This window comes from Phyllobacterium myrsinacearum (genome assembly GCF_014138285.1).
GTDB classification, from domain to species: Bacteria; Pseudomonadota; Alphaproteobacteria; order Rhizobiales; family Rhizobiaceae; genus Phyllobacterium; species Phyllobacterium myrsinacearum_A.
Genome location: NZ_JACGXN010000001.1, coordinates 1,363,600 through 1,389,325, shown reverse-complemented (window position 1 = coordinate 1,389,325; position 25,726 = coordinate 1,363,600). Strand labels below are relative to the sequence as shown.

Below are 25,726 nucleotides of genomic sequence, written 5' to 3'. Positions count from 1 at the left end.
AAGAAAAAGGCTTGCATTTCTGTGTTAACACGATAGAAGTAGTCGTGTATCGGATCGGTCGCACTTGAACCGATGCCGTTAGTTGCCGCATGTTCCGCTTTGCCAGTTTGGGCTAAGGCTGGGCATGTGTTTTCTCGTGCGGTGTAGAAAGAGAATCCGCTTGTTCCGGGATTTTCAGAAATTCCATGCTCTGCCGTTCGATTTGGCGCACTTCTGTTCCTTATAAAGATCTGTCCAATCAACGATAATCCCAGTATTCACCGGGATTGTCTTGCTTATGTCCACTCATGCCAACCAGCTTTCTGTCTTTCCTGCCTTCTTCCGCGTGCGGAATGAAGTGGTTGTGGTTGTTGGGCATGGCGAGGAGGCGCTGAACAAGGCGCGGCTTCTGGCGCAAACGAATGCGAAAATCCGCGTTGTTGCTGCTGAGCCGGAACACGAGCTCGCCAAGTTCATCCGTGCTGGCCGTCATGAGCTTGTTGCGGAAAACTTTTCTCCTGAACACCTCTCCGGTGCAAAACTGGTTTTCGTCGCCACGGGCGACGAAGTGCAGGACGGCGCCATTGCCGCCGAGGCGCGCCGTCAGCGCGTCCCGGTCAATGTGGTTGACCGTCCGGAACTCTGCGATTTCTTTACACCCGCCATTGTCAACCGTGCGCCGATAGCCATTGCCATTGGTTCGGAAGGCACAGGCCCTGTCATGACGCAACTTATCCGCGCTCGCATCGATGCGGCGTTCTCGCCGCGTCTGGGCGATCTTGCTCGTCTGGCCAACGCCTACCGCCCCGCTGTTGAAAAACTGGTGAAGAAGGGCCTGTCGCGCCGTGTCTTCTGGCGTTCGTTCTTCTCCGGTGATGTGGCCGGCAAGGTTTATAACAATGATCTCGACGGAGCCCGTCAGGCTGCCGGATTGCTTCTCGACAATCAGGACGAGCCGAAGGGGTATGTCTGGTTGGTGGGCGCTGGCCCTGGTGCCGAGGATCTGCTCACTCTGCGCGCGCATCGCGTGCTGATGGAAGCTGATGTCATCGTCTACGATGCGCTGGTGCCGGAAGCCGTGGTATCCATGGGGCGCCGCGATGCGGCCCGGCTTTCCGTCGGCAAACGCAAAGGTTGCCATTCCAAGAGCCAGGGCGAAATCAACGAGCTTCTCGTCTCGCTCGGTCGCGAAGGCAAACGTGTCGTGCGCCTTAAATCAGGTGATCCGCTGGTCTATGGCCGTGCGGGTGAAGAAATGGCCGCGCTGCGTTCCGCCGGTATTCCTTTCGAGATTGTTCCCGGCATCACTTCGGCCTTTGCCGCCGCTGCCGATATGCAATTGCCTCTGACCCTGCGTGGTGTCGCATCCTCCCTTGTGTTCACCACGGGTCATGACATGGCAGGCGAAGTGCTGCCCGATTGGGCTCGCCTCGCCATTTCGGGGGCGACAATCGCGGTGTATATGGGCCGCAGCGTCGCCGCCTCCGTTGCCGAACGCCTGATGACCGCCGGTCTGCACGCTGATACCGGTGTGGCCGTTATCGAAAATGCCGGCCGTGCAGACAGGCGCATGTTCCATGGCACATTGCAGGATTTGCCCGCACTGGAACAGCGCCTCGACCTTGATGGCCCCGTCATGGTGGTTATTGGCGATGCCGTTGCTGGTGCTGCAATCGACAAGGCGGAACCGCTGGCTGCCCGCCTGCCAACCCATTCTGTGGCCGAACGCCACCTCCAGACCAATGCCGCTTGACCGCGAAGGATGATGATCATGAGTGTTAAAGTTCTCACCGCAAACCGTCTGACCGATGGTGAAGCCGTATGGCTTGGAGCCAATGGCGATTGGCTCGATCATATCGATGGTGCCCTCGTGGCGCGCCATGCGGAAGCCGCGGCTGCGCTTGAAGAGGCAGGCAAGGCGGCAATCAGGTCCAACCTCGTCATCGACGTCAACGTCATCGATGTGGAAGAACGTGGTGAGCACCTTTATCCGGTCCGGTTGCGCGAGCGCATCCGCCAGCTCGGCCCTACTGTCCGTCTTGATCTTGGCAAGCAGGCTGAAAAGCCCGCTGCGAACGCCGCTTAACTGATAATCGAAGGCCCTGCAGAATGTATCGTTACGATGAGTTTGATCACGCGTTTGTTTCAGCCCGCGTTGAGCAGTTCAAGGATCAGGTCGAGCGCCGGCTTGCTGGTGAACTGACCGAGGAACAGTTCCGCCCGCTGCGGCTGATGAATGGCGTCTATCTGCAGCTGCATGCCTACATGCTGCGTGTCGCCATCCCCTATGGCACATTGTCAGCGCGCCAGATGCGCAAGCTTGCCCACATTGCCCGCACCTATGACCGCGGTTATGGCCACTTCACCACCCGCCAGAACCTGCAGTATAATTGGCCTGCGCTCAAAGACATGCCGAAGGTGCTCGATGAACTTGCCGAAGTCGAGATGCACGCCCTGCAGACATCGGGCAACTGCATCCGCAACGTCACCGCCGATCATTTCGCCGGTGCTGCCGCCGATGAGATTGCCGATCCGCGACCCTATGCGGAAATTCTGCGCCAGTGGTCGTCGATGCATCCGGAATTCTCCTATCTGCCGCGCAAGTTCAAGATCGCCGTCACCGGCGCCGAGCGCGACCGTGCGGCTATTCAGGTGCACGATATCGGCCTGCATCTGAAAAAGAACGAAGCAGGCGAGATTGGTTTTGCTGTCTATGTCGGTGGCGGACAGGGCCGCACGCCTATGGTTGCCAAGAAGATTCGCGACTTCCTGCCTGTTGAGGATTTGCTGACCTACACGACCGCGATCATGCGCGTGTACAATCTGAACGGCCGCCGTGACAACAAGTACAAGGCACGCATCAAAATCCTCGTGCATGAAACCGGCACGGAAGAATTGACCCGTCAGGTGGAAATCGAATGGCTGGCGCTGAAAAACAGTGATCTGAAGCTGCCGCAGACCGATGTTGACGCTATCGACAGTTATTTCCGTCCACCGCACCTGCCGCAGCGGCCGGAAGGCTGGTCGGCACTCGCCAGCGCCCGCAAGGCTGACCATGCCTTTGCTGCCTGGGTCGACCAGAATGTAACGCCGCACAAGAATCCGGATTACGGTGTCGTCACCATTTCCCTGAAGCCGATTGGCGGCATTCCGGGCGATGCAACCGATGCCCAGATGGATCTGGTTGCCGATATTGCCGAACAGTTCTCCCAGGACGAAATCCGGGTCAGCCATGAGCAAAACCTCATTCTGCCGCATGTGGCGATTGCCGATCTGCGTATCGTGTACGACCTGCTTTTGACCGATGGTCTGGCCACGGCCAATGCTGGGCTGATCACGGATATTATTTCCTGCCCCGGTCTCGACTATTGTGCGCTGGCGACTGCCCGCTCCATTCCTGTTGCCCAACGCATATCGGAGCGTTTCGCCGATCCGGCACGTCAGGCTGACATCGGCGAGCTCAAGCTGAAAATTTCAGGCTGCATCAATGCCTGCGGACATCACCATGTCGGTCATATCGGCATTCTCGGTGTCGAGAAGAAGGGCGAGGAACTCTATCAGATTTCTCTCGGCGGGTCCGGTGACGAGATCTGCACCATCGGTGACATCACCGGGCGCGGCTTCTCTTCCGAAGAAATCGTCGATGCGATCGAAACCATCGTCGACCGCTATCTCGAAGTGCGGACGGACAAGGAAGAGACCTTCCTTGCTGCCTATCGGCGACTGGGCGCGGCTCCCTTCAAGGACGCGCTTTATAGCGAGGCTGCAAATGCTGCATGAAGCCAACGAGATCACCGTAGCGGATGAAGCGCGTGCGCTTGAAGCCCGCTACGGCAATCTCGAACCCTCCGCCATCATAGAGCTTGCCATTGATCATCTCTTCAACGAGGAGATCGCGGTGGTGTCCTCTTTCGGTGCGGAATCGTCGGTGCTTCTGCACCTGATTGCACAGGTGGATCGCGCCTTACCGGTGCTCTTTCTCGAGACCGGCAAGCATTTTCCGGCAACGCTACGTTATCGTGACCAGCTCGTGCATGATCTCGGCTTGACCGATGTGCAGGATATTCATCCTCTGAAGCAAAGCCTGAAGGACGAAGATCCTTTCGGGGCGCTCTCCATGACCAACAAGGATCGCTGCTGCTACATCCGCAAGGTCGAGCCGATGGCGCGCGCCGTCGCGCCCTATCGCGCCTGGATGACGGGCCGCAAGCAGTTTCAGGCTTCAACACGCACGGCGCTGCCGGTGTTCGAAGCTGTCAGTGCGCGCGTGCGCATCAATCCGCTGGCGCGCTGGACCTCGGCAGACCTGAAAGCCTACATGGCCACCAATCAGTTGCCGCCGCATCCGCTCATTGCCGAAGGTTACCGGTCAATCGGCTGTATGCCGTGTACATCGCCGGTCAAGGACGGCGAGGATGACCGTGCCGGCCGTTGGGCGGGGAGTGATAAAACCGAATGCGGTATCCACCTGACTGGCCTGACCGACCAATTGAGCAATATTTCCCTGACGGATTCGAATCTATGACCGACATTTCTGAAAAGCCCGAGAGCCAGCTATGGGCCCGCGAGGGGTTCCGCGAAGATCCCTACATCACCGCTGAAACGCTTGAGGAAGCGGGTGATGCCCCGGCGGTCATCCTGCCGCTGGCTGTCTGGCTTGGGTTGGATGAAACGGTCCGCAATGCGACCAACCGGCGTATCGGCGTCTCCGTTGCGCCCGGTGAGAGCATTGATCCGCTTCTGCCATTGCTTGGTTCCATACCGGTGATTGCGTTGCAGTTTCCGGCTTTCAACGACGGGCGTTCCTATTCAAAGGCCGAAGTGCTGAAAGACCGCCATCAGTTTCAGGGCGAGTTGCGAGCCGTCGGTGACGTACTGATCGACCAGGTCGCCTATATGCTGCGCACCGGCTTTGACACGCTGAAAGTTACCCACGCAGTCACGCTGACGCGCCTTGCCGACCATAATCTGCATGACACGCCGGTCTATTATCAGCCGGGCCGCGGTTCACACACCAAAGCGGGTAACTATAGCTGGCGCCGCGTGCCTGATACCCAATAATTCAAACACGCTCAACGCCGTTTCTGGAAAGTGGTTTTGCATGTCCGATATCATTGAAACAGATGTAGTCATCGTCGGCGCCGGCCCGGTTGGCCTCTTTGCCGTATTCGAGCTCGGGCTGCTTGATCTGCGCGCCCACGTCATTGATATTCTGGACCGGCCTGGCGGCCAATGCGCCGAGCTTTATCCGGAAAAACCGATCTACGATATTCCTGGCCTTCCCGAAGTTACCGGGCAGGACCTGACCACAAACCTGCTCAAGCAGATCGCACCGTTCGAACCACAGTTCCACTTCTCCACCATGGTTACGGCGCTGGAGCGTTTGGAAGACGGGCGTTTCCGGGTGGAAACCGATGCGGATGAAACGTTCATCACCAAGGTGATTGTGATTGCCGCCGGCGGCGGTTCTTTCCAGCCCAAGCGCCCGCCCGTGCCGGAAATTGAACTCTATGAAGGTACGAGCGTTCATTATGCAGTGCGCAAGATCGAGGCTTTCCGCGGCCACGACGTGGTTATCGTCGGCGGTGGTGATTCTGCACTGGACTGGACCCTCAACCTCGAGCCGGTCGCCAAATCAGTGACACTCGTGCATCGCCGCCCGGAGTTCCGCGCTGCGCCGGACAGCGTCAACAAGATGTGGGCACTGGAAAAAGAAGGCCGGGTCACATTCCGTATGGGCCAACTCGGCGGTCTTGAAGGCACCGACGGCCAGTTGACCAAGGTTATTCTCAAAGGTGCCGAAGGCGAGGAAGTTCTGGAAGCCGGGCGTCTTCTGCCGTTCTTTGGTCTGACGATGAAACTCGGTCCGATTGCCAATTGGGGTCTCAATCTCGACCAGAACCTGATTGCCGTGGATACGGAGAAATTCGAGACCTCGGAACCCGGCATTTTCGCCATCGGCGATATCAACACCTATCCGGGCAAGTTGAAGCTGATCCTGTCGGGCTTCCATGAAGCGGCGCTGATGTCCCAGGCCGCCAAGCGCATTGTCGCGCCGGGTGAGCGGATCATCTTCCAGTACACGACTTCCTCTACCTCCCTGCAGAAGAAACTGAAGGCGGCATAGGACGGCCAATGAACGCTGACTCCCTCCATATCCACGTCACTGATCAGCATGGCAACCGCCATACGCTGGAGGCGCTGGAGGGATTCCGTGTGATGGAGGTGATCCGCGACTGGGGTCTTGATATCAAGGCAGAGTGCGGCGGTGCCTGCGCCTGCGGTACATGCCATGTCTATGTGAACGAAGACTGGTCACAGAAGCTCTACGATCCGCAGGACGAGGAAATCGATCAGCTGGATGTGACATTTCATGTCGAGGACAATTCGCGCCTGTCCTGCCAGTTGATCATGACCGAGGCGTTGAATGGCCTTGAAGTCACGCTGGCGCCTGATACCCAGAAAGACAGCGTCGCGGCTTAAGAACTCAGAGAACGATCACCGGGGTTCCCAAGGGAACGCGCTCGTACAAATCCATGACATGTTCGTTGATCATACGGATACAGCCATTGGAAACGGCCTTGCCGATTGACCAGGGCTCCGTAGTGCCATGGATGCGGTAGTAGGTGTCACGCCCGTTGCGATAGAGATAGAGCGCACGAGCCCCCAGCGGATTGCTCCCGCCGCCCGCAACTCCATCCGCATAGCGCGCATATTTTTCCGGCTGCCGTTTGATCATGTTGTCGGTAGGCTGCCAGCGCGGCCATTTGGCCTTCCTGCCGACTTCCGCGGTTCCGGAAAAGGCCCGGCCTGCCCGTCCAACGCCAATGCCATACCGTATCGCCGAATACTCATCGTCGATCAGATAAAGAAAGCGGTTGCGTGGATCGATCACAACTGTCCCGATTTCTTCATAGGTCGGGTAGTCGACGATCTGAGGCCTATATTCGGGGTTAAGAACGAAAGACGGCTTTGGCGGTTTTGCCAAGGCGGCCTGCGGCGCTGCAATGGTCGCCATACATCCATAGAAGAACGTTCGCCGTGTCAGCATATCGGTCCCGTACGATTACGCCCATCCATTCCGGGCTTTCTGTCATGGATTATACGCCTCAATTGCTGACTGAAGGTTTACGAGGACTCACCTTTTCGTGATGAAACAAGGAGATAGGTCCGGCAACAGGGCTGCCGGACTCCGTGATCTGGTGCAACGAGTTTAATCTCATGCGGCCAACCCAATGTCAGAATCGGATCACTAGGGAAGGCGCGCGACGCGTTCAATCAAAAGGTCAAAGAAGCCCTCATCGTTCACGTCTCTGATATAGAAGGCGTTCTTTGGCCGATCTGTCACGCCCCACCAGTCCACCACGGTCATGCCGAGCGTGAGGTCCGAAACCGTATCGACGGTCACGTTGCAATGTCTTCCCTTGTAAAGGTCTGGTTGCAGGAGATAGGCAATCACGTTCGGATCATGCAGGGGCCCGCCGTCGCTGCCGTATTTTTCTTCATCGAACCGTTCAAAGAAATCGAGCAGTTCAGCCGACGCGACACCCGATTTCGTACCCATGGCGCGGAATCGCTCGACACGCCTGGTGCTCGTCAATGCCTTGTGCGTGACATCCAGTGGCAGCATGACCACAGGCACGCCCGAGGCAAGCACGATCTGCGCCGCCTGCGGGTCGACATAAATGTTGAATTCTGCGGTTGGCGTTACATTGCCGCCTTCGAAAAAGCCGCCGCCCATCAGCACGATCTCGCGAATGCGCGACGCAATCTGCGGCGCACGGATCAGCGCCTGCGCAATATTGGTGAGAGGGCCGAGCGGACACAGGGTGACGCTGCCGCTTTCTTCGGCCAGCAAGGTTTCTATGATGAAATCGACTGCGTGCTGTTTCTGCAGGGGCATGGTCGGTTCGGGAGGTCGGGGCCATCGAGGCCGGTCTTGCCATGCACGTACTCGGCTGTGACCAGCGCGCGCATCAAGGGGCGGTCAGCTCCGGCAAAAACTTTTACATCAGGCCGTCCCGCCAGTTCGCAGATCTTCCGGGCATTGGTTTCGGTCAATTGCAGCGGCACGTTCCCGGCTACCGCAGTGATTCCGAGAACATCCAGTTCGGGGCTTGCGAGCGCCAGTAGGATTGCCAGCGCATCGTCCTGGCCTGGATCTGTGTCAATTATGATTTTCCGCGTCATCTCTTGCTTTCATTCTCTTGAAGTCTGCGTTCGGATCGACCATATCAAAGGACAGAAGGGAAATGCCATCTCCGGGTTTCTCTTTTAGGTCGCTTTTCTGAGGACTGCACAGATGACACGAATGACACCGTTTTCAAGCCCTTTGCTGCTTGGTTTCGACACGATGGAAAAGACGCTGGAACGCATCGCCAAATCCGGCGACGGCTATCCGCCTTACAATATCGAACGTATCCATGGCGCCAATGGCCGGGAACAGCTTCGTATCACCCTCGCAGTCGCTGGTTTTTCCAATGACGATCTCGAAGTGACCACGGAAGACAATCAGTTGGTCATTCGTGGCAGACAGGCTGATGAAAGCGAACGGGAATATTTGCATCGTGGCATCGCAGCGCGCCAGTTTCAGCGCATCTTCGTTCTTGCGGATGGAATGCGCGTCGGCGCCGCCACTTTGAAGAATGGGCTTCTGTCGATCGATCTCGACCGTCCGGAACCCGAACGTTTGGTCAAACGCATTAATATTGCCGTTCAGGACTAGCGCATAACCCCCAAAAATCATCTTCGATTTTTGGAAAGGATTACGCGCCACTAAAGGGCTACTGCGTCCTTTATGCGTCCAAGGGGACGCATGGCGCAGTAGTAGCTCTAACGGGACAGGGCCTTTGGAAGGACTGTCCGAATATGGAGGCTGACATGCAAAACACTGTTTCGAAGAATTTCCTGAGTGAACTGGAATTTTCGCGTCTTGGCGCCGGACAGGTAGCCTACATGCGCAAGGTGAAGACCGACGATCTCGCCACCAGTTTCCCAGCTTTGCCGCCGATGACACCGGGCGTCGAACTCTGGGCGCTCTTTGCGGCCAACGGCGATCCGATCGTGCTTTCCGATGAGCGCGATAGTATTCTTGTCGGCGCACAGGAGCACGAGCTGCAGACAGTCATGTTGCAGTAAAATCCGATTATAAATTAGTTTCGTAAACCCCGTCGGCTTGCTGGCGGGGTTTTTGTTTGCGTTGATGCGCTGCATGATTGGCGCGTGGTTCGGCAAGCTCGCCATGAGGGAGAGTGAGGACTGCGGGAAGCCAAATTCTGCAAGTTTACTGTAAACTGCGCGATTGGCTTTGCAGCCCACCCATCTCCCTCATGGTGAGCTCGTCGAACCACGCGCAATAGCAATGTGATCTCTTTCGACTTAGACTTTAACAGGCTGCTCTATCCGGTCCTGTGCTCCAAATAACTCGAGATATCGCTTGATCACCGCCTTGTCGCCGGTCGCCTTTTTCGGATTGTCCGACAGTTTGACCGCCGGTCGACCGTTGGCTTCGCTGACCTTGCAGACCAATGAGATTGCATTGAGCTGATCATTGAAACGAGGCGCACAATCCTCGAAATCATTGGTCAGGTTGGTTCCCCAACCAAAACTCATGCGCACCTTACCCTTGAAGTGATGGTAGGTTTCCTCGATGGTCTCCACATCAAGGCCATCGGAAAATACCAGAAGTTTGCTGCGCGGGTCCTTGCCCTTGGAGCGCCACCAGGCGAGGATTTTTTCGCCGCCTTCGATGGGAGGAGCGCTGTCCGGACGAAAACCGGTCCAGTCGGAAACCCAATCCGGCGCATCCCGCAGGAAGGCCGCCGTTCCGAATGCATCCGGCAGGACGATCAACAGGTTACCGCCATAATACCGGTTCCAATCCTGGAGCACCTTGTATGGTGATTTCAGCAACTCCTCGTCCGTACGGCTTAGTGCTGCCAAAACCATTGGCAACTCATGCGCATTGGTGCCGAGCGCTTCCAGATCATTGTCCATGGCGAGCAGTACGTTGCTGGTGCCCGTAAATGCCTCACCGATGCCTTCCTTCAGGGCCTCGACGCACCAGCGCTGCCACAGGAATGAATGGCGTCGGCGCGTGCCGAAATCGGAAATGCGGATATCGGGCAGGGAACGCAGGCGCTCAACCTTGGTCCACATCTTGGCCTTGGCACGGGCGTAGAGCACGTCGAGTTCGAAGCGGCCCATCTTCTTCATTGCAGCACGCGAGCGCAATTCATTGATGATGGTGAGTGCCGGGATTTCCCACATGGTTGTGTACATCCAAGGTCCATGGAAATTCAGCTCATACTGACCGTCGCGCTTGGTCAGCTCATATTCCGGCAGCTGGAAATTGGTCAGCCATTCAAGGAAGTCCGGTTCGAAAATCTGCTTCTTGCCGTAGAATGTGTTACCGCCGAGCCAGATCATTTCCTTTTTGGAGAAACGGATCGTCCGCGCATGGTCCAGTTGTTCGCGCAGTTCACCTTCGTCGATCTCTTCTCCCAGCCGGACACGTGTGGTCCGGTTGATCAGGGTGAAGGTCGCATCGACTTTCGGATAGATTCCCCAGATCATTTGCAGCATCAGCAATTTGTAGAAGTCCGTGTCGAGCAGGCTGCGGACAATGGGATCGAGTTTCCATGTGTGGTTGAACACACGCCGTGCAATGTCGGTCTTGGTCGCCATTGAATGCTCTCCTTCCGGAATTTCCGCCCGCCATGTTGCACGGCAGAAACCGGCCATCAAGCAGAACCGGCCATATCCGGCTAAATTCCGCAATCAACCGGAAGTGATGACTTGTATTAAATCTTTGTAACCTCACAGTTTTGTCATTAACGGCGACATCAAAGCGCTTTATTCTTGCGTCTAAACAACCCGAGCGCCGGGATGCGCATTGGGATATAATCAGAAATACGGTGGTGCTGGCTCTGCCTATGGCGGAACCGGCCTTTTTGGAGTGGTGCATGAAAGTCTGGAAACAGCTCGTACTGGTTGTTGTGATCCTTGCCATTGCTGGCGCTGGATGGCTGTACTTTTTCCCAGGCTCGACCAACCTCCTGAAAAAGGCCGGTCTCGACACATCTCCGACCGCCGCAACCGACCCTGCCGCGGCAACCGGTCAGCGTCGTGGCAATGCCCAGCCTACACCGATCGTCGTTGTGCGTGCGGCCGAGCAAGCTAAAATCAATGACAAGTTTTCCGCCATCGGCACTGGCAAGGCAAAAAGCTCGGTTTCCGTCACGCCTTTTGCCGCTGGCCGGATGAACGAGATTCTCGTCACCTCGGGTACAAAGGTCGAAGCTGGCGATGTGATCGCCCGACTGGATGCAGAGGCCGAAACCATCGCCGCCGACAAGGCGCGCACTATGCTGAAAGACGCACAGAGCAAGCTGAAGCGTGCCGAAAACTTGAGCAACACCAACACAGTATCAGCAGTGCAGGTGTCTGATGCGGGACTGGCTGTCGATAATGCCGGTCTTGATGTGCGTGAAGCGGAGCTGGCGCTGGACCGCCGTGCCATCAAGGCACCCATCGGTGGCATTGTCGGTATTCTGCCTGTCAGTGCCGGTAATTACATTACCACGACCACCCAGATCGCCACCATTGCCGACCGTACGGATGTACTGGTGGATTTCTGGATACCGGAACGCTTTGCCCCGTCCGTCAAAGTTGGCGCCGCTGTCACCGCTACGTCAGTTGCCCGCCCGGGTGAGACGTTCAAGGGAGCCATCAGTTCCATCGACAACCGCGTTGACCCGAGCAGCCGCACCCTGCAGGTACAGGCCAAGATCACCAATCCGAACGATGCCCTGCGTGAAGGCATGGCCTTTCAGGTCACCATGGGTTTTGCCGGCGAGACATATCCGACGGTCGACCCGCTCGCTATCCAATGGGGTACCGACGGCGCCTATGTCTGGAAGATCACTGACAACAAGGCGCAGCGCATTCCCGTGCGCATCATGCAGCGCAATACAGCCTATGTTCTGGTCAATGCCGAGATCCAGCCGGGTGACCTTATCGTTGCCGAAGGCGTACAGGCCGTTCGTCAGGGCGGCACCGTCCAGATCAAGGGCCAGCCTGCCAGCCAGACTGATTCCGGTACGAAGCCGTTGGCTTCTGTCGGCGAACAGGGCTGAGGTGCGGCGTGAGCAATTCACAGTCTGACTCCAATTTCACCGCCCTTTTCATTCGCCGTCCGGTTCTGGCACTGGTTCTTAATGCGCTGATCGTCGTGGCCGGCCTTGCCGCCTTCTATGGTGTCGATGTGCGTGAACTGCCTGATGTTGACCGGCCAGTGGTGACAGTCACAACGACATTTGAGGCCGCGGCAGCCGAGACGGTCGACCGCGAGCTGACCGCCGCCATTGAAGGTGCTGTTTCCCGCGTATCGGGCGTCAAATCCATTTCCTCCAGTTCGTCCTTCGGCACCAGCCGTGTCACGGTTGAATTCAACGACGGCGTTGATCTGAATGTCGCTGCCGCCGATATGCGTGATGCCATCAGCCGCATCACCAACACCCTGCCGGAGCAGGCCGACCCGCCGCAGATCGTCAAAGCAGACGCCAATGCGGATGCGGTGATGCGTCTTGCCGTGACGTCAGACACCATGGCGGTCGAGGACATGACCGTACTGGTCGAGGACCAGATCGAGGATGTGCTTGCGTCTGTTCCTGGCGTGGCCGACGTGCAGGTCAACGGCAATCGCAGCAAGATTTTCCGCATCGACATCGATCAGGGCAAGCTCGCAAGCCTTGGGCTGACCGTCGCCAATGTCCGCACCGCGCTCGACACCATGGCGTTCGATACGCCGGCCGGCCAGATCAACAGCAATGCCCAGAGCATTGTGGTGCGCGCTACGGCGCCGATCGTCACGCCCGAGGACTTCGAGAACATCATCATCAGCGGCCGCACCAAGATTCGCGATATCGCGACGGTAACGCTCGGCCCGGATATCGGCACATCGACGCTGCGGGCGAACGGCAAGACTGGTATTGGTCTTGGTATCATCCGTCAGGCACAGTCCAATACGCTCGACATTTCCAAGGGCATCCGCGAAGCTGTGGCCCAGTTGCAGAAGACCCTGCCGCAAGGTGTAGATATTCGTGTGACCAGTGATGATGCCGATTTCATCAACGGTGCCGTGCACGAGGTTGAGATCGCGCTCGGCGCTTCCGTTTTCATCATCATCCTGATCATTTACCTGTTCCTCTGGGATATCCGCGCCACGCTGATCCCTGCAGTTACCATGCCGGTGGCACTGATCGGCACCATTTCGGCGGTCTATCTCGCCGGATTTTCGATCAACATCCTGACTTTGCTGGCATTGGTGCTGGCGACCGGTCTCGTGGTGGACGACGCCATCGTGGTGCTTGAAAATATTGTCCGGCGGCGCAATCAGGGCATGGGCCCGCGTGCGGCGGCTGTGCTGGGCACGCAGGAAGTGTTCTTTGCGGTTATCGCAACGACGGTGACGCTTGCCGCCGTTTTCGTGCCGCTCTCGTTCCTGCCGGGACAGACCGGCGGGCTTTTTCGTGAGTTCGGTTTCGTACTGGCAATCTGCGTTCTGCTCTCGGCTGTTGTTGCACTCACGCTTTGCCCGATGCTGGCATCTCGATTGCTTTCGGCAAGTGAAGCCAAGCACGAAGACATCAACCATTCGCCGGGTCTGATCAGGCGCGTGGGTGGCTGGTTCCTCGAAGCCTACCGCCGCATGCTGCACGGATGTCTGGCAGCGCCATGGCTTGTGGTTCTGGCGTCGCTGCTGTTTGCCGGTGCGGCATTCGGTGCTTTTTCGCTGCTCAAGCAGGAACTGACGCCGGCAGAAGACCGCGCTTCTGCCTTCCTGCGTATTACGGCGCCGCAGGGTGTCAGTCTGGAATATCTGAACGACCAGATGCGCCAGATCGAAACGTTGATCCAGCCGATGCGTGATTCCGGTGAAATTCAGAACACGTTCTCCATCGCCGGACAGAATGGCAATACCAATCGCGGTTTCATGGTACTTAGCCTTGCCACATGGAAGGAACGTCACCGGACCCAGCAGGAAATCCTCGCCGACGTGTCCAAGCGCGTGCGCAACATTCCTGGTATTCAGGTCTTCGCTGCCCAGCCCAACTCGCTCGGCATTCGCGGCGCCGGCAACGGCCTGCAGTTCGCTATCGTCGGTACGAGCTATGCGGAACTTGGAACGACCGCCGCCAAGATCGTATCTGCTCTCGAAAAGGACAAGCGATTTGACCGGCCCCGCCTGACCAATGAACCGACGCAGCCGCAGCTCTCCGTTTCCATCGATCGCGAACGGGCATCCGACCTCGGCATCGACATCACCGGTCTCGCCGAGGCTCTGCAATCAGTATTGGATGGCTACAAGATCGGTTCGGTCTATATCGAGGATCGCAGTTTCGATGTGAAGCTCGTCTCGACAACCAATCCGATCAATGATCCGACGGATCTCGAGAACGTCTTCATGCGCACCAGTGACGGGCGCTTCGTGCCGATGTCGACCATTGCCAAGCTGACGGAAGTTGCCGTGCCGCCCGCATTGACTCGCGAACAGCAGATGCGGTCCGTCGCCATCACGGCGGCCCTCAGTCCAGACTTTGCACTGGGTGACGCCTACAAGGTGGCTCAGGAAGTGGCGGCACCATTGCTTCCTCCGGGTTATCGTCTCATTCCGCTGGCCGAGGCCGCAACCCTTGGCGAGAATTCAGCCAGTATGTTCGTCACCTTCGGTTTTGCCATCCTGATCATTCTGCTCGTACTGGCGGCGCAGTTCGAAAGTTTTATCAGCGCTGTTATCGTCATGGCGACGGTTCCGCTTGGTTTGGCTTGCGCGGTCTTTGCGATGGTGCTCACCGGTACGAGCATGAACGTCTACAGCCAGATCGGGCTGGTCCTGCTTGTCGGCATCATGGCCAAGAACGGTATTCTGATCGTTGAATTCGCCAATCATCTGCGCGATCAGGGTCGCAGTGTACGGCAGGCTATCGAAGAGGCTTCCAACATCCGTCTTCGCCCTGTCGTCATGACCATGCTCTGCGCCATTCTTGGCGGTGTGCCGCTGGTTCTTGCCAGCGGCGCCGGCGCTGAGGCCCGTATTGCCCTTGGCTGGGTCATCGTCGGTGGTCTCGGACTTGCCACGGCCTCGACGCTGTTCCTGACGCCGGTTGCCTATCTGCTGCTCGCCGGTTTCTCCAAGCCGAAGGCGGAAGAAGAAGCGCGCCTGGAACGGGAGTTGCTGGAAGTGGTGTCCCAGCCGCCCTTGCCGGCGGAATAAAACAACGCTGAACAAACAAAAGGCGGGGATTGCTCCCCGCCTTTTTCATTCGAGTCCGCATTGCTATTTCGCGGCGTCCGTTACCTTTGTTGTCCACGCGCCTTCCGGCTTCTTGGTGATGACAGGATCGGAACCGCCACCCAGCAGCGTCTCGACCGTACGTTCGGCCGCAGCCACGTCGAGAACGCCGGTTGAGCCCTCCGTCAGCTTGTTGATTTCAGCCACCATGCGCTTCTGGTGTTTTTCGGTCTGCGCGCCGCTGGCGTCGTTCTCAAGCACGATGTTGGCCGCTTCATCCGGATGCTGGCGGGCATAATCCCAGCCCTTCATCGACGCCTTGACGAAACGGGCAAGCTTTTCCACCATCTTTGGATCATCGAGGCTCTTCTGCAGCACGTAGAGACCATCTTCCAGCGTGGCGACCTTCTCGTCTTCGTACTTGAACGTGACAAGCTGGTCGGCCGGAATGCCCGCATCGATCACCTGCCAATATTCATTGTAGGTCATGGTGGAGATGCAGTCCGCCTGCTTCTGGATCAGCGGATCGACATTGAAACCTTGCTTCAGGACCGTCACACCATTCGGGCCACCATCGGTCTTGAGGCCGAGGTGGTTCATCCACGACAGGAACGGATATTCGTTGCCGCCGAACCAGACGCCGAGGGTCTTGCCCTTGAAATCCTCCGGCTTGGTGATGCCGGTCTCCTTGCGGCAGGTCAGCATCATGCCGGAGCGCTTGAACGGCTGGGCGATGTTGACGAGCGGCAGGCCCTTTTCGCGCGTGGCCAGCGCCGACGGCATCCAGTCGACCACCACATCGGCACCGCCACCGGCGATCACCTGCGGCGGCGCAACGTCAGGTCCGCCCGGCTTGATCTCCACATCAAGGTCGGCTTCCTTGTAGAAGCCCTTGTCCTTGGCCACGTAATAGCCCGCAAACTGGCCCTGCGTGACCCATTTGAGCTGCAGGGTCAGCTTGTCAGCAGCCAGCGCAGAGCCCGCCGTCAGCGTCATCGCCAGACCCATCGTCAATGCGATCGTTTTCTTCATGTTTCAGTTCTCCTCTGTTTTTGTTTTTAAGGTCTGCTTTTTCATGTTCTGTAGGAAGGGTGCCAGAATGTAACCGCCCGCTCGATAAGGGTAATAAGCCCGTAAGACAGGGAGCCCGCAAGCGCCGCGACGAAAATTTCCGCCCACACCATGTCGACGTTCATCCGGCCTACCTCCGCAGAGATTCGGAAGCCCATGCCGACAATAGGTGAGCCGAAGAATTCGGCGACGATGGCGCCGATCAGGGCCAGTGTCGAATTGATCTTCAGAGCATTGAAAATAAACGGCATGGCGGCGGGCAGGCGCAGCTTCAGCAACGTCTGGCCATAGCTTGAACCATAGGTTTGCATCAGGTCGCGTTCCATCGCACCGGACGCGGCAAGACCTGCCACGGTGTTCACGAGCATGGGGAAGAACGTCATGATCACGACTACGGCCGCCTTCGATTCCCAGTAGGAGCCGAACCACATGACCATGATTGGTGCGATGCCGACAACGGGAAGGGCGGCTACAAGATTGCCGATGGGCAGTAATCCCCTGCGCAGGAAAGGCACCCTGTCGACGATGATGGCGGCAAGAAAACCCGAGCCGCAACCGATGGCATAACCGGCGATGGCGGCTTTCAGATAGGTCTGCTGAAAGTCCACCCAGAGCGTTGGCACGGAATTGGCAATCCGGCCGGCGATCATCGACGGCGGCGGCAGCAGAATGCTGGGCACGCCGAAACCCCGGACGAGAATCTCCCAGAGGATCAGCAGCCAGGCACCAAAAAGAACCGGCAGGGCGAAATTCACCAGCCGCTGGGCCTGCGCCGATGCCAATTTCAGCCCGGCCAGATTCTGCACGCTGAACCACGCCAGCAGCCAGGATGAGGCGACCATACACCAGTAGCCGATGTCAGGTCTGGCCGTCAGCATCGAGCCAAGCAGATCAATCAGGCAAAATGCCACCACATGCACGAGGATGAGAACAACAATCAGCGATGGTATCGAGACACTTGTAAACAGCGCGACGGCAGCGGCAACAAACAGGATGACCGGGGTTGAATAGGCAAGCGTCGCCTGCACATCACCGCCTGAGGAGATCAGCAAGCCGGGAACGGCAAGCAGGAAGGCTGCAATGGCCAATGGTGAACGGGAGATGGTCATGGCCTCACTCCCATGCGCCGGTTGACGAGCGTGGCCACCAGCCCGATCAGGCTGACAAGAATGGCGGCCATCAACGCCGCTGCAATCAATGCAGCCCAGATCTGCACCGTCTGGCCATAATAGGAACCCGCCAGCAGCCGTGCGCCGATACCCGCCACGGCACCGGTCGGCAGTTCACCGACGATGGCACCGACCAGACTGATGGCCACGGCAATCTTCATCGAGGTAAAGAGATACGGCATGGATGCCGGCCAGCGCAGCTTCCAGAAGACCTGCGATTTGGAGGCATTATAGGTACGCATCAGGTCGAGATGCATGATCTCCGGCGAGCGCAGGCCTTTGACCATGCCCACCGCGACAGGAAAGAACGAGAGGTAGGTGGAAATCATCGCCTTCGGCAAAAGCCCGGTAATGTTCACCGCGTTGAGAACCACAATAATCATTGGCGCAATGGCAAGGATTGGCACGGTCTGGGACGTGATGATCCACGGCATCAGGCTTTTGTCTAGGGTGCGCGAATGGACAATGGCAATCGCAAGCAGGATGCCGAGCAACGTACCAAGACCGAAACCCAACAGGGTCGAGGACAGGGTTACGCCGGCATGATAGACGAGGCTGCGCTTCGATGTCGGACTGATGTCGAATACCGTCTTGCGGATTTCCTCGGCCACCTGATGCGGTGCGGGCAGGACCGGACGCTCCTGCGCCATCGTGTTCACGATCAGCTGGCCGGTCGAGATCGTCGTGTTGGCGCGGGCTGCCTGATCGCGCTCGAAGGGCGCATTGAGAACAACAGCAAACACGTACCAAAGCGCGAGAATGGCCAAGAGGACCGCCCCGACGGGAATAACGCTGTTGCGAATGAAATTCATGAATGCATTCCCGCTTCAGGCTGCCATCGGTAAAGAATATCCGGCAAACGCTCCTCATTGTCGCCATTGGTACGGTGCATCTCGTGGAAACCTTCGCGCAAATAAAAGGCTTGAGCCCCGGTGTTGGCCACAAAAGTCCAAAGCTCTATCGGTCCGGTGGCATGTTGCTTGGCATGATCCAGTAACGCCTTCCCAATGCCCTTTCCGCGCTGGTCCTGACGCACGTATAGCGCATTGACCATATTGTCCGGTGCAAGCGCCACCATACCGGCAATTGTATCCTCGACATCGGCAACAAACACTTCGTATTTGCTGAAAACCGTGTCGCTGTAATAGTCGGTGACCTCGTCTGCCGGATGGACACGGGGCATCCATTCAGTCGCGTCGATCCAGGTATTCACGATTGCTGCACAGTCGGACATGTCACGCAATCTGGCGGGTCGGATCGTCATCGTTTACCTCGCCACAGGTTCTGCGATGCCAGAGATAAATATCGGTCAGTTCCTTGCATAACGAGAGTGCGTGGTTCGACAAGCTCACCATGAGGGAGTTGGATTGATTGCGGAAAATGCGCGTTCATGACTTGGGCGACTGTTAGGCAGCCACCAAAAGTCCTCATGGTGAGCTTGTCGAACCACGCACTCTGGTAATGCCAGTGAGAAATATCATTCTCCATCATAGGAATGGCCATGGCGCAGGCCCTCGCGCACGCGGTGTGCGATTTCGAGAAACTCCGGTGTTTCGCGAATATCAAGCGTGCGTTCGGCACCGAGATTGCAATCGATGATTTCGTGGATGCGGCCCGGACGCGGGCTCATCACCACAATCTTCGTCGAGAGAAACACCGCTTCCGGAATGGAGTGGGTAACGAAGATGACAGTCTTTTGTGTCTTGGCCCACAGTTTCAGCAATTGCTCGTTGAGATGATCACGGACGATCTCATCCAGAGCGCCGAACGGTTCGTCCATCAGCAGCATCTCAGGATCGAAGGACAACGCCCGCGCGATGGAGGCGCGCTGCTGCATGCCGCCCGACAGTTGCCACGGAAATTTCTTTTCGAAGCCCGAAAGGTTGACCAGTTCCAGGTTCTTGGTAATGCGGCTTGCCCGTTCGGCTTTCGGCATGCCCATCACTTCCAGCGGCAGGGAAATATTGCCGCCGATGGTGCGCCAAGGATAAAGCGCCGCGGCTTGGAAGACATAACCATAGGCTCGTTTCTGCCGGGCTTCGGACGGTGTCAGGCCATTGACGGAAATAGTTCCTGATGTCGGCTGCTCCAGATCGGCAATCACACGCAAGAGTGTGGTCTTGCCGCAACCGGATGGGCCGATGAAGGAAACGAACTCGCCGCTATTGACCGCAAGATTGATGTTCGACAGGGCATTGACCGGACCATCATTGGTCTGGAAGACCAGAGACAGGTCCTTGACGTCGATGACATTTGTTGGCGTCGCGTTTGGCATTGACTGGGCCTTGGGTCTAAGCGCGACGACTGTCATCAGACACCCGCCGGTATGTTTTTCGGATCGCGCTCCACCTTACGCGGTGCCGTGAGTTCCTTCCACGTGGAAAGTGCGCGATTGGCCGGGGCATTGGCTTCCCGTTCGACAAAGCGGCCGCTGCCGGTCGGTGCCAATACCTCGCCGTCCTTGAAGGCGATCTGACCACGTGACAGGGTGATACGGGGCAGGCCCGTAACTTCGATGCCTTCAAACACGTTGTAGTCGATGGCGGATTTCTGCGTCTTGGCGGAAATGGTCTTCGTAGCCTCCGGGTCCCAGATGACGATATCCGCATCGGAGCCCTGCAGGATTGCGCCCTTGCGCGGATAAATATTGAGGATGCGGGCGATATTGGTGGAGGTCACGGCGACAAATTCATTGGGTGTCAGCCGTCCCGTACGAACCCCCTTGGTCCAGAGAACCGGCATGCGATCTTCAAGGCCGCCCGTGCCATTGGGAATTTTGGTGAAATCGCCGACACCGAAGCGCTTCTGCTCAGTGGTAAAGGCGCAGTGGTCTGTCGCCACCACCTGCAGGCTTCCGGAGGCAAGGCCCGCCCACAGGCCGTCCTGATGGCTCTTGTCGCGGAAGGGCGGTGACATTACGCGGCGGGCGGCATAGTCCCAATCCTTGTTCTTGTACTCGCCCTCATCAAGCGTCAGATGCTGCACCAGCGGTTCGCCGTAGACGCGCATACCCTTCTGGCGGGCGCGGCGGATGGCTTCATGTGCCTGTTCGCAAGAGACGTGTACGATGTAGAGCGGCACACCGGCCTGATCGGCGATCATGATGGCGCGGTTGGCAGCTTCCCCTTCCAGTTCCGGGGGACGGGAATAACCATGCGCTTCCGGTCCGTTATTACCTTCCGCCAGGAGTTTCTGCTGAAGGTGGGCAACCACGTCGCCGTTTTCCGCATGGACCAGCGGCATGGCGCCGATCTCGGCGCATCGCATGAACGAGGCGAACATCTCGTCATCGTCCACCATCAGCGCGCCCTTATAGGCCATGAAGTGCTTGAACGTGTTGATGCCACGCGCGACCACTTCAGGCATTTCATCAAAAATCTGCTTGTTCCAGCCTGTGATGGCCATGTGGAACGAATAGTCCGTGCGTGCCTTGCCCGCCTTCTGGAACCAGTCCTGCAGGGCTGCCAGCAGGCCATCGGAGCCGGGCAGGACGAAATCGACAACCATGGTTGTGCCGCCAGCCAATGCGGCAGCTGTCCCGGTGTCGAAATCATCGGACGAGTGCGTGCCCATGAAAGGCATTTCGAGATGTGTGTGCGGATCAATGCCGCCCGGCATCAGATAGCAGCCCGTCGCATCGATAATTTCATCGCCGGAAAGATCAGTGCCGATCTGGGCGATGATGCCGCCCTCGATCAGCACATCCGCCTTGTAGGTGCGGTCGGCGGCAATAATGGTCCCGCCTTTGATCGCTTTCGTAGCCATGTGTCCGTTCCCCTTTTTGGTCTTTTGCCGAACATGCTGCTCTGTATGGAAATGATTATCCCGTCAGGTCTGGATTTCAGCGGTCTCCAGAACAGCATGCAGAAGAACGTCCGCACCAGCGGCCGCCCATTCCTTGGAAATGTCTTCGTCTTCGTTGTGGCTGAGCCCATCCACGCAGGGGCACATGACCATGGCGGTGGGCGCAACCCGGTTGACCCAGCAGGCATCGTGTCCGGCACCGGAAATGATGTTCCGATGGCTGTAGCCCAGCCGCTCGGCTGCGTTGCGCACGGCGGTCACGCAGCCAGCGTCGAAGGTCACCGGATCGAAATGCCCCGCTTCCTCGATCTCAATTCCCAGTCCAAGCTCCTTGGCGATGAGCGGGGCCTTTTCCTCAAGCTCGTCCTTCATTGCATTCAACGTATCGAGATTGGGTGAACGGAAATCGACGGTGAAAACCACCTTGCCCGGAATGACATTGCGCGAGTTCGGATAGACATCGCAGTGGCCGATGGCGCCGACCGCGCTTGGCTGATGGGCCATGGCGATGGAGTGTACGAGTTCGGTGATGCGGGCCATGCCAAGCCCGGCATTCCGGCGCATGGGCATCGGTGTCGAGCCCGTATGGCTGTCCTTGCCGGTCAGCGTGACCTGCAGCCACCACAGGCCCTGCCCGTGGGTAACAACGCCGATATCCTTGCCTTCGATTTCGAGGATCGGACCCTGCTCGATATGCAGTTCGAACAGGGCGTGCATCTTGCGCGTACCAACCTCTTCATCGCCTTTCCAGCCGATGCGCTCCAGCTCGTCGCCGAAGGTCTTGCCCTTGGCGTCTTCACGCCCATAGGCCCAGTCCTGAGTGTGGATTCCGGCAAACACACCCGATGCCAGCATGGCGGGGGCAAAGCGCGTGCCTTCCTCATTGGTCCAGTTGACTACGACAATCGGATGCTTCGTCTTGATATTGAGGTCGTTGAGCGTACGGATGAGCTCCAGGCCGCCGAGCACGCCGAGCACGCCGTCATATTTGCCGCCGGTCGGTTGGGTATCGAGATGGCTGCCGACATAAACCGGCAGCGCATCCGGGTCCGTGCCTTCGCGGCGGAAGAACATGTTGCCCATGGTATCAACGCCCATGGTCAGCCCCGCCTTCTCGCACCAGCTCTGGAAAAGACGCCGTCCTTCTGCGTCTTCATCGGTCAGGGTCTGGCGGTTGTTGCCGCCGCGCAGGCCCGGACCGATCTTTGCCATATCCATGAGGCTGTCCCAGAGACGGTCGCCGTTGATCCTGAGATTTCCAGTGAGCGCCATGTGACGTAATCCTTATGCGAGATTCTTGAGCACGTCGGCCAGTGTATCGAACAGATGTTCGATCTGGCCCTTGGTGATGATCAGGGGTGGCGACAACGCAATGATATCGCCGGTGGTGCGGATAAGGACGCCCTTTTCATAGGCATCAAGGAACGCCTGGAAGGCGCGTTTGGTCGGCGCGCCTGGTATGGGTTCCAGCTCGATGGCACCGATGAGGCCGAGGTTGCGGATGTCGATGACATGCGGCAGGCCCTTCAGGGCATGCAATGCATCGGCCCAGTAATCGGAGAGTTCCGCCGCGCGGGTAAGCAGGCCTTCGTCCTCATAGGTATCGAGCGTTGCCAGCGCCGCGGCGCAGGCAATAGGATGGCCCGAATAAGTGTAGCCATGAAAGAGCTCGATTGTATTTTCCGGACCGTTCATGAAGGCTTCGTAGATTTGCTTGGTTGCAAACACCGCGCCCATCGGGATCACACCGCTTGTGATGCCTTTGGCCGTGGTGATGAGATCGGGAACCACACCGAAATAGTCGACGGCAAAGGGTGTGCCGAGACGCCCGAAACCGGTGATGACTTCATCGAAGATCAGCAGGATGTCGTTCTTGGTGCAGATTTCGCGCAGCCGCTTCAGATAGCCTTTCGGCGGAATAAGGACTCCGGTTGATCCGGCAACGGGCTCGACGATGACAGCGGCAATGTTTGAGGCATCGTGCAGCGCGATAACCTTTTCCAGATCATCGGCAAATTCAGCACCATATTCCGGCTCGCCCCGGGTAAAGGCATTGCGCGCCGGATCATGTGTATGGCGGATGTGATCGACACCGCCCAGCGCGTTACCGAAAGCCTTGCGGTTGCCGGAAATACCGCCGACGGAAATGCCGCCGAAACCGACGCCATGATAGCCGCGTTCGCGGCCGATCAGCTTGGTCTTGGTGCCATTGCCCTTGGCGCGATGATAGGCGAGGGCGATCTTGAGTGCTGTATCCACCGATTCCGAACCGGAATTGGTGAAGAAAACATGGTCGATAGGGGAGGGCAGCATGGCCACGAGCCGTGCCGCCAGTTCGAAGACTTTGGGGTGGCCCATCTGGAAGGCGGGCGCGTAATCGAGTTCGGCAACCTGTTTCTGTACGGCTTCGACAATTTTCGGGCGCGAGTGGCCCGCATTGCAGCACCAGAGGCCAGCGGTTCCGTCCAGGATTTCGCGGCCGTCGGCGGAATTGAAGTGCATGTCCTTGGCGCTGACCAGAAGACGGGGATTTTGCTTGAACTGCCGGTTTGCCGAAAAAGGCATCCAGAACGCTTCGAGATTATTGGTCCCCAATCCCAATGCCGATTTCGACATGTGATGTACGCCTCCTGTTTGCGGACATTGCCGCTTGTTTTGTGTTCCCGAATGATTGAACCTGTGGTGCAATCAAAAACTTGACTAGTTGGTCAAAATGCAGGCTAGAAGAGCATAGGAAGCCGGTCAAGCGCTTTATGGGGAATAGGGGCGGTTCCGGGATGCGACGAAACGTTGCGTGACAAAGGGATGAATGGCATGGCGAGGGCAACAAAGAAGAAGACGAGTGAAACGCCTGAGAAGACAACGCGGATTCAGGAAATCAACCGGCGTCTCATTCTCGATGCCGCGCTCGATGTTTTCTCCACCTATGGTTTTCGTGGCACAACCATCGACCAGATCGCCGACAAGGCGGGCATGTCCAAGCCGAACCTGCTCTACTATTTTCCGCGCAAGCAGAATATCTATGTGACACTGCTGGAGGAGACATTGGAGGAGTGGCTGGCGCCGCTCGCCGAGATCGATCCCGAAGGCGATCCGATCGAGCAGCTGCGCAAATACATTACCCTGAAAATCCGCATGTCGGAGAGCCATCCAGAGGCCTCACGTCTGTTTGCAAACGAGGTTCTGCACGGCGCCCCTGCCATCAGCGAGTTCCTGAGCAAACATCTGAAACCGCTGGTGGATGACAAGGCGGCAGTCATCCGCCGCTGGGTGGGCGAGGGCAAGCTTGCGCCGGTCGATCCCTATCATTTGATTTTCATGATCTGGGCGACCACGCAGCACTATGCGGATTTCGATGTGCAGGTTCGCGCGATCATGGGCAATCAGGTTGGCCGCCCAGGTTTTCGCGAGCAGACAGCGCAGGCGGTGCTGAGTATTATTCTCAATGGCATCCGCCCGCGCGGGTGAGAAAGTTGGTATTTTTGCACGCACGGTGCTGATGCAAAACATCACCTCACGTGAAATTGACAGACAGGGATTGTGCGTTGCACTATTGTCCCGCTGCGCTGCAATATTGGTTGCAGTGTCTGAGTGAAGTACAGCTCAGTTCCCCCTGACATCCGGAGATAATCCCGTGAAAATATCCGATGTTCGTTCCGCCTATGCCATGCCGCTCGCCAGCCCGTCCTATCCGCCAGGCCCCTACCGTTTCATCAACCGCGAATTTATCGTCATCACCTATCGCACTGATCCGGAAGCGCTGCGGGCGGTGGTGCCCGAGCCGCTGGAGATCATCGAGCCTGTCGTCAAGTTCGAGTTCATCCGCATGCCTGACTCCACGGGCTTTGGCGACTACACGGAATCCGGTCAGGTCATCCCTGTCCGCTTCAATGGCAAGGACGGCGTCTACGTCCATTCCATGTATCTCGACGACGATGCACCGATTGCCGGCGGGCGCGAGATCTGGGGTTTTCCCAAGAAACTCGCCCGGCCAAAAATCACCCATGAGGGTGAAACCATTCTTGGAACATTGCATTACGGCAGTGTGCTCTGCGCCACCGGCACAATGGGTTACAAGCACAAGCCGGCCGATCATGCCGCCGTTCTGAAATCGATGCTGCTGCCGAATTATCTCATCAAGATCATTCCGCATGTGGACGGCACGGCGCGTATCTGCGAACTGGTCGAATATCACCTGCAGGACATCGATTTGAAGGGCGCCTGGACCGCGCCTGCTGCTTTGGAATTGCATGCCCATGTGATGGCCAATGTTGCTGGTCTGCCGGTGCTGGAGGTTTTGTCAGGCACGCACTTCATTGCCGATCTGACGCTTGGACTTGGGGAAGTGGTTCACGATTACATGAAGGGATAATGGTCCGTTGCAGGATTATTGTGCGTGGTTCGACAA

23 protein-coding genes and 1 pseudogene are annotated in these 25,726 nt (G+C 57.6%); 13 read left to right on the top strand and 11 right to left on the bottom strand.

Going from position 1 to position 25,726, the window contains the following annotated elements:
• Window positions 1-244 precede the first annotated feature (244 nt).
• From cysG to FHW16_RS06830, 7 genes are read left to right on the top strand one after another with little or no spacing between them, the layout of a single operon-like run.
• Entirely contained in the window at window positions 245-1,732 is a 1,488-nt protein-coding gene (gene cysG, locus FHW16_RS06860; RefSeq protein WP_432652013.1) for a siroheme synthase CysG, read from the top strand.
• A gap of 18 nt (window positions 1,733-1,750) precedes the next feature.
• Entirely contained in the window at window positions 1,751-2,065 is a 315-nt protein-coding gene (locus FHW16_RS06855; RefSeq protein ID WP_182548349.1) for a DUF2849 domain-containing protein, read from the top strand.
• A 23-nt stretch (window positions 2,066-2,088) separates the two neighbouring features.
• The gene (locus tag FHW16_RS06850) at window positions 2,089-3,759 is read left to right on the top strand and encodes a nitrite/sulfite reductase (RefSeq protein WP_182548348.1); all 1,671 of its coding nucleotides are present in this window, start codon (window positions 2,089-2,091) and stop codon (window positions 3,757-3,759) included.
• Window positions 3,749-4,504 carry a phosphoadenylyl-sulfate reductase gene (locus FHW16_RS06845; protein ID WP_182548347.1) on the top strand — a complete coding sequence of 252 codons (756 nt, stop codon included), beginning with the start codon at window positions 3,749-3,751 and terminating at the stop codon, window positions 4,502-4,504. The genes FHW16_RS06850 and FHW16_RS06845 overlap by 11 nt, the downstream gene beginning before the upstream one ends.
• Before the next feature lie 5 nt (window positions 4,505-4,509).
• Window positions 4,510-5,040: a DUF934 domain-containing protein gene (locus tag FHW16_RS06840; RefSeq protein ID WP_182548956.1), complete on the top strand. Its 531-nt coding sequence runs from the start codon at window positions 4,510-4,512 to the stop codon at window positions 5,038-5,040.
• Between the two features lie 40 nt (window positions 5,041-5,080).
• Window positions 5,081-6,106 carry an NAD(P)/FAD-dependent oxidoreductase gene (locus FHW16_RS06835; RefSeq protein ID WP_182548346.1) on the top strand — a complete coding sequence of 342 codons (1,026 nt, stop codon included), beginning with the start codon at window positions 5,081-5,083 and terminating at the stop codon, window positions 6,104-6,106.
• An 8-nt stretch (window positions 6,107-6,114) separates the two neighbouring features.
• Window positions 6,115-6,462, top strand: coding sequence for a 2Fe-2S iron-sulfur cluster-binding protein (locus FHW16_RS06830; protein WP_182548345.1), 348 nt, complete (start codon window positions 6,115-6,117; stop codon window positions 6,460-6,462).
• 4 nt (window positions 6,463-6,466) lie between these two features.
• On the opposite strand, the gene FHW16_RS06825 is transcribed toward FHW16_RS06830, so the two are convergent.
• Window positions 6,467-6,997, bottom strand: a complete 531-nt coding sequence (locus tag FHW16_RS06825) for a L,D-transpeptidase (protein WP_246711628.1) — start codon at window positions 6,995-6,997, stop codon at window positions 6,467-6,469.
• A 234-nt stretch (window positions 6,998-7,231) separates the two neighbouring features.
• Window positions 7,232-8,169: pseudogene (locus tag FHW16_RS06820) on the bottom strand (nucleoside hydrolase).
• Between the two features lie 112 nt (window positions 8,170-8,281).
• On the opposite strand from FHW16_RS06820, the gene FHW16_RS06815 reads away from it, so the two are divergent.
• Together FHW16_RS06815 and FHW16_RS06810 are read left to right on the top strand one after the other, a co-directional pair.
• Complete coding sequence (locus FHW16_RS06815) at window positions 8,282-8,704, top strand: Hsp20 family protein (RefSeq protein ID WP_182548343.1); 423 nt, start codon at window positions 8,282-8,284, stop codon at window positions 8,702-8,704.
• A 143-nt stretch (window positions 8,705-8,847) separates the two neighbouring features.
• On the top strand, window positions 8,848-9,117 hold the full coding sequence (locus FHW16_RS06810) for a DUF1150 family protein (RefSeq protein WP_182548342.1): 270 nt from the start codon (window positions 8,848-8,850) through the stop codon (window positions 9,115-9,117).
• Between the two features lie 240 nt (window positions 9,118-9,357).
• On the opposite strand, the gene pncB is transcribed toward FHW16_RS06810, so the two are convergent.
• Window positions 9,358-10,665 (bottom strand): nicotinate phosphoribosyltransferase, encoded by a 1,308-nt coding sequence (pncB, locus tag FHW16_RS06805; RefSeq protein WP_182548341.1) that lies wholly within the window; start codon window positions 10,663-10,665, stop codon window positions 9,358-9,360.
• A gap of 278 nt (window positions 10,666-10,943) precedes the next feature.
• Between pncB and FHW16_RS06800 the strand changes: the two genes are divergently transcribed.
• A complete protein-coding gene (locus FHW16_RS06800; RefSeq protein WP_182548340.1) occupies window positions 10,944-12,116 on the top strand; it encodes an efflux RND transporter periplasmic adaptor subunit in 1,173 nt (390 codons plus the stop codon).
• An 8-nt stretch (window positions 12,117-12,124) separates the two neighbouring features.
• Entirely contained in the window at window positions 12,125-15,256 is a 3,132-nt protein-coding gene (locus FHW16_RS06795; protein WP_182548339.1) for an efflux RND transporter permease subunit, read from the top strand.
• Between the two features lie 63 nt (window positions 15,257-15,319).
• On the opposite strand, the gene FHW16_RS06790 is transcribed toward FHW16_RS06795, so the two are convergent.
• The 8 genes from FHW16_RS06790 to FHW16_RS06755 form a co-directional block, all read right to left on the bottom strand.
• Complete coding sequence (locus FHW16_RS06790) at window positions 15,320-16,306, bottom strand: ABC transporter substrate-binding protein (protein WP_182548338.1); 987 nt, start codon at window positions 16,304-16,306, stop codon at window positions 15,320-15,322.
• A 41-nt stretch (window positions 16,307-16,347) separates the two neighbouring features.
• Window positions 16,348-17,454 (bottom strand): ABC transporter permease, encoded by a 1,107-nt coding sequence (locus tag FHW16_RS06785; protein WP_182548337.1) that lies wholly within the window; start codon window positions 17,452-17,454, stop codon window positions 16,348-16,350.
• The gene (locus FHW16_RS06780; RefSeq protein ID WP_182548336.1) at window positions 17,451-18,326 is read right to left on the bottom strand and encodes an ABC transporter permease; all 876 of its coding nucleotides are present in this window, start codon (window positions 18,324-18,326) and stop codon (window positions 17,451-17,453) included. Before FHW16_RS06780 ends, FHW16_RS06785 begins: the two co-directional genes overlap by 4 nt.
• The gene (locus FHW16_RS06775; RefSeq protein WP_182548335.1) at window positions 18,323-18,778 is read right to left on the bottom strand and encodes a GNAT family N-acetyltransferase; all 456 of its coding nucleotides are present in this window, start codon (window positions 18,776-18,778) and stop codon (window positions 18,323-18,325) included. The genes FHW16_RS06780 and FHW16_RS06775 overlap by 4 nt, the downstream gene beginning before the upstream one ends.
• Before the next feature lie 213 nt (window positions 18,779-18,991).
• Window positions 18,992-19,789 (bottom strand): ABC transporter ATP-binding protein, encoded by a 798-nt coding sequence (locus tag FHW16_RS06770; RefSeq protein ID WP_432652012.1) that lies wholly within the window; start codon window positions 19,787-19,789, stop codon window positions 18,992-18,994.
• 35 nt (window positions 19,790-19,824) lie between these two features.
• Entirely contained in the window at window positions 19,825-21,279 is a 1,455-nt protein-coding gene (gene hydA / locus FHW16_RS06765) for a dihydropyrimidinase (RefSeq protein WP_182548333.1), read from the bottom strand.
• A 63-nt stretch (window positions 21,280-21,342) separates the two neighbouring features.
• Complete coding sequence (locus FHW16_RS06760; protein ID WP_182548332.1) at window positions 21,343-22,590, bottom strand: Zn-dependent hydrolase; 1,248 nt, start codon at window positions 22,588-22,590, stop codon at window positions 21,343-21,345.
• 12 nt (window positions 22,591-22,602) lie between these two features.
• Window positions 22,603-23,934, bottom strand: a complete 1,332-nt coding sequence (locus FHW16_RS06755) for an aspartate aminotransferase family protein (protein ID WP_182548331.1) — start codon at window positions 23,932-23,934, stop codon at window positions 22,603-22,605.
• 198 nt (window positions 23,935-24,132) lie between these two features.
• Here FHW16_RS06755 and rutR point away from each other — a divergent pair, with 198 nt between their 5' ends.
• Both rutR and FHW16_RS06745 read left to right on the top strand, forming a co-directional pair.
• On the top strand, window positions 24,133-24,786 hold the full coding sequence (rutR, locus tag FHW16_RS06750) for an HTH-type transcriptional regulator RutR (RefSeq protein WP_182548330.1): 654 nt from the start codon (window positions 24,133-24,135) through the stop codon (window positions 24,784-24,786).
• Between the two features lie 166 nt (window positions 24,787-24,952).
• A complete protein-coding gene (locus FHW16_RS06745) occupies window positions 24,953-25,690 on the top strand; it encodes an acetoacetate decarboxylase (protein WP_182548329.1) in 738 nt (245 codons plus the stop codon).
• The last annotated feature ends 36 nt before the right edge of the window (window positions 25,691-25,726 follow it).